The 3414-nt window shown below is 70.4% G+C and carries 3 protein-coding genes and 2 pseudogenes; 2 read left to right on the top strand and 3 right to left on the bottom strand.

Annotated elements, in window-relative coordinates:
- The 3 genes and pseudogenes from AC2W7C_RS15240 to rpmH form a co-directional block, all read right to left on the bottom strand.
- Positions 1-193: pseudogene (locus tag AC2W7C_RS15240) on the bottom strand (membrane protein insertase YidC); the annotation flags it as partial.
- 5 nt (positions 194-198) lie between these two features.
- Positions 199-599 (bottom strand): annotated as a pseudogene (gene rnpA, locus AC2W7C_RS15235) (ribonuclease P protein component).
- Positions 600-733: 134 nt separating this feature from the next.
- Entirely contained in the window at positions 734-868 is a 135-nt protein-coding gene (rpmH, locus tag AC2W7C_RS15230) for a 50S ribosomal protein L34 (RefSeq protein ID WP_003164000.1), read from the bottom strand.
- A gap of 130 nt (positions 869-998) precedes the next feature.
- On the opposite strand from rpmH, the gene AC2W7C_RS15225 reads away from it, so the two are divergent.
- Both AC2W7C_RS15225 and AC2W7C_RS15220 read left to right on the top strand, forming a co-directional pair.
- A complete protein-coding gene (locus AC2W7C_RS15225; RefSeq protein WP_486002165.1) occupies positions 999-1718 on the top strand; it encodes a TVP38/TMEM64 family protein in 720 nt (239 codons plus the stop codon).
- 43 nt (positions 1719-1761) lie between these two features.
- Entirely contained in the window at positions 1762-3222 is a 1461-nt protein-coding gene (locus AC2W7C_RS15220; RefSeq protein ID WP_486002164.1) for a sensor histidine kinase, read from the top strand.
- The last annotated feature ends 192 nt before the right edge of the window (positions 3223-3414 follow it).

Below are 3414 nucleotides of genomic sequence, written 5' to 3'. Positions count from 1 at the left end.
CACCGGGGCGCGTGGACGACGGCGCGGCGCGGCGGGACGGCGTCGCGACGCCTTCTCGGCCGCGGCGGCCTGCTGAGCGGGCCCGGCGCTTTTCGGCCTGGGGCTGCATCACGAAGACGCTGTAGACGACCAGCATGATCGCCGCGATCACCAGGAAGATGGTCGTGTTGCGGCTATTGTCGTGAGGGGGCATGGAGATCAGGAATCCTGGCCGGCGGGCGCGGGCGGTGAAGGCGCGACTTGGAGCGCCGGCCGCGGGGTCGCGAGCCTTGTAAGCGCCGATTTCACATCGTCAAGCAGACGGTCCCACGGACGGTCCGCCGTACCCATGCGGGCGATGAAGACATAGTCGCTTCCGGCGACGGCCAGATGCGGCGCAAGCGCGCGGGCGGCCTCGCGCAGCCGGCGCTTGGCGCGGTTGCGGATCACCGCCCCGCCGATCTTGCGGGTGGCGGTGAACCCCAGGCGGACCGTGGGGTCGCCGTCGCCGCGGTCCAGCCGCTGAACCACCACGCGCCGCGCGCCTCGGAAACGCCTTTCGCGGCCGCCAGGAACTGGGGCCGCGACTTCAGGCGTTCGATTTTCAGAAGGTCGCTCATCATTCCTCCCCCTTGGGGGAGGGGGACCGCGAAGCGGTGGAGGGGTCTGTCCGCCTCACCGGTTCCTGTGGCCGACGCCCCTCCACCATGCTGCGCATGGTCCCCCCTCCCCTGGAAGGGGAGGAACGGGAGACTTAGGCCGTCAGGCGCTTGCGGCCCTTGGCGCGACGACGCGCGACGATCTTCTGACCGTTCTTGGTGGCCATCCGCGAACGGAAGCCGTGACGGCGCTTGCGCACGAGTCGCGACGGCTGATAGGTCCGCTTCACGGTCGGCTCCTAAGAAATAAGACAGGTGGACGACGGAACGCGTCCGCCGCAGGAAGGGCGGGCGTATAAGGGGACGGGCCCGCGGAGTCAACGCCGTATGAGCCCGGCGAGCGCCCGACCCGGAGAGAGAATGGACCGCCTGAAGCGCTTTCTGCCCCTGATCGTCCTGGCGGCCGTGATCGCCCTCATCTTCGGCATGGGGTGGAACCGGTACCTGTCGCTGGACACGATCCGCGACCACGGCGCCGAGTTCCGCGCCTTCACCGCCCAGAACTATGTCTTGAGTCTGCTGCTGCTGATGGCGCTGTTCGCCGTCCTGACCGCCAGCGTCGTCCCGGGTGTATTCTTCGTGACCATCACCGCCGGCTATCTGTTCGGCCCGTGGGTCGGCGGGGTTTCGACCTCCATCGCGGCCACGCTCGGGGCGCTGATCGTCTATGGTGTCGCCCGCACGGCGCTGGGCCGGAGCCTTCGCGAGAAGGCCGAGCGGGACAGGGGCATGATGCAGAAGGTCTGCGCGGCCATCGACAAGGACACGTTCTGGTACGTGCTGGCTTCGCGCCTGGCCGTGGTGGTGCCGTTCCACATGATCAACGTCGCCGCCGGGGTGATGGCGGTGAAACTGCGGCCCTACACCGTCGCGACCGTCATCGGCCTGCTGCCGGCCCACACCATCTACTGCTGGATCGGGGCGCGGCTGAACACCCTGCTGGCCACCGACCCCGACCCGGACTTCCAGGCGCTGTTCGGCCAGTTCTGGGCCCCCATGCTGGGCGTTTTCGTGCTGGCGGTGGTGCTGCCGTTCGGCTTGAAAGGCTTGCAGGGGGCGCTGGGGCGAAGGGCGACATGATGAACGGCGCAGCCTGTGGGCCCAGCTTCGCGTTAGGAGCGGCATGATCCGGCTGCGCGCCCTGCTGACCGTCGTTCGCAAGGCCTTTCGCGCGCCCGACGACTGGCGCGAGCGGCTGCGCTTCCATGCGCCCGACGCCCTGGCCTGGCGGCTGCTGGCGCTGACGTTCGTCTTCGCCGTCGTGGTCGAGATCCTGATCATCGCCCCCAGCGCCGCCAGCTTCCACGAGCGCTGGCTGCTGGATCGGCTGCAGTCGGCGGAGCTAGCCTCGGTCGGCGTCGAGGCCCTGCCCTATTCGGCGGTCGAGGACGACGTGGCGGAGCAGCTGCTGGCCATCGGGGGGGTGCAGGCGGTGGTGGTCGGCAACCAGGGCGTCCGCAGCCTGCTGCTGCGCGCGCCCAACCTGCCCCGCGCGCCGGAGCTGATCGACCTGCGCCAGCATCGCCCCCTGGCCCGGCTGGCGGACCCCTGGCGCACCCTGTTCGGCCATCCCGACCGTTCGATCCGGGTCCAGGCGCGCCCCCGCTACCGCTCGGGCGACTTCATCGAGATCCTGGCCCCGGCCGAACCGCTCAAGCGGGAATTGCGCGCCTTCCTGCTGAACAGTCTCCTGACCTCGCTGTTCGTGTCGCTGGTGGCCGGCGGCCTGCTGTACGGCGGCCTCGCCTTCCTGGTGCTGCAGCCGCTCAGACGGGTGACCCGCTCGATCGAACATTTCGCCGAGGACCCGGAGAGCGAAGGCGATCCGCCCAGCGACCGCCAGGACGAGATCGGCCGGGTCGAGCGCGAACTGGCCCGCATGCAGGAGGAAGTCCGTCATTCGCTGCGGTCGCGGGCCCGCCTCGTGGCGTTGGGCGAAGCGGTGGCCAAGATCAATCACGACCTTCGCAACATGCTGACCTCCGCCCAGATGGCTTCGGAGCGGTTGGCCGGATCGCCCGACCCGCAGGTGGCCAAGGCCCTGCCGCGGCTGGAGCGGGCCCTGGGCCGGGCCGCCGCCCTGTCGCGCAATGTGCTGGAGTACGGGCGTAGCGAGGAGCCGCCGCCCCAGAAGACCCGCCTTCCCCTGGCCGCCGCCGTGGCCGCGGCGGGCGAAGACGCCGGCCTTTCCCCCGAGGGCGTGCGGTTGATCCGCACCATCCCGGCTCGTTTCACCGTGCTGGCCGACCCCGACCAATTGCACCGGGTGCTGGTCAATCTGATGCGCAACGCCCGTCAGGCGATAGAGGCCGATCCCGCGCGCCCCGACGGCCGGGGCACGGTGCGGGTCACCGCCTCGGCCGACGACGGCGATTGCGTGATCCGGGTCGCGGACGACGGACCGGGCATTCCGCCGCGAATCTCCGAGCGGCTGTTCGAAGCCTTCGTCAGCGGCCGCGCCTCGGAAGGGACGGGTCTGGGCCTGACCATCTCGCGTGAGCTGGCCGAGAACGGCGGCGGGTCCCTGGCCCTGGTCGAGACTGGGCCTTCGGGCACCACGTTCGAGCTGCGCCTGCCCCATTGAGCGAAATCGCGCGAACGGCGTTATGATTCGCGAACGGCCGCGAAACGGCTCAGCTTGCGCGCGACCGATCCCGCTTCAGGAGGCCGCCATGATCCGTCTGACCCTCGCCTGCGCCGCCGTCCTGATGCTGGCCGCCGCGCCCTCGGCCGCCCCAGTCCGGCAAGCCCGTCCCGGGCGCCCCGCGCCGCAATC

It is taken from the genome of Brevundimonas sp. CURTG3B2_SDJG, assembly GCF_057364705.1.
Note: the sequence above shows the minus strand (reverse complement) of the source record. Positions and strands in the feature narration are given on the sequence as shown.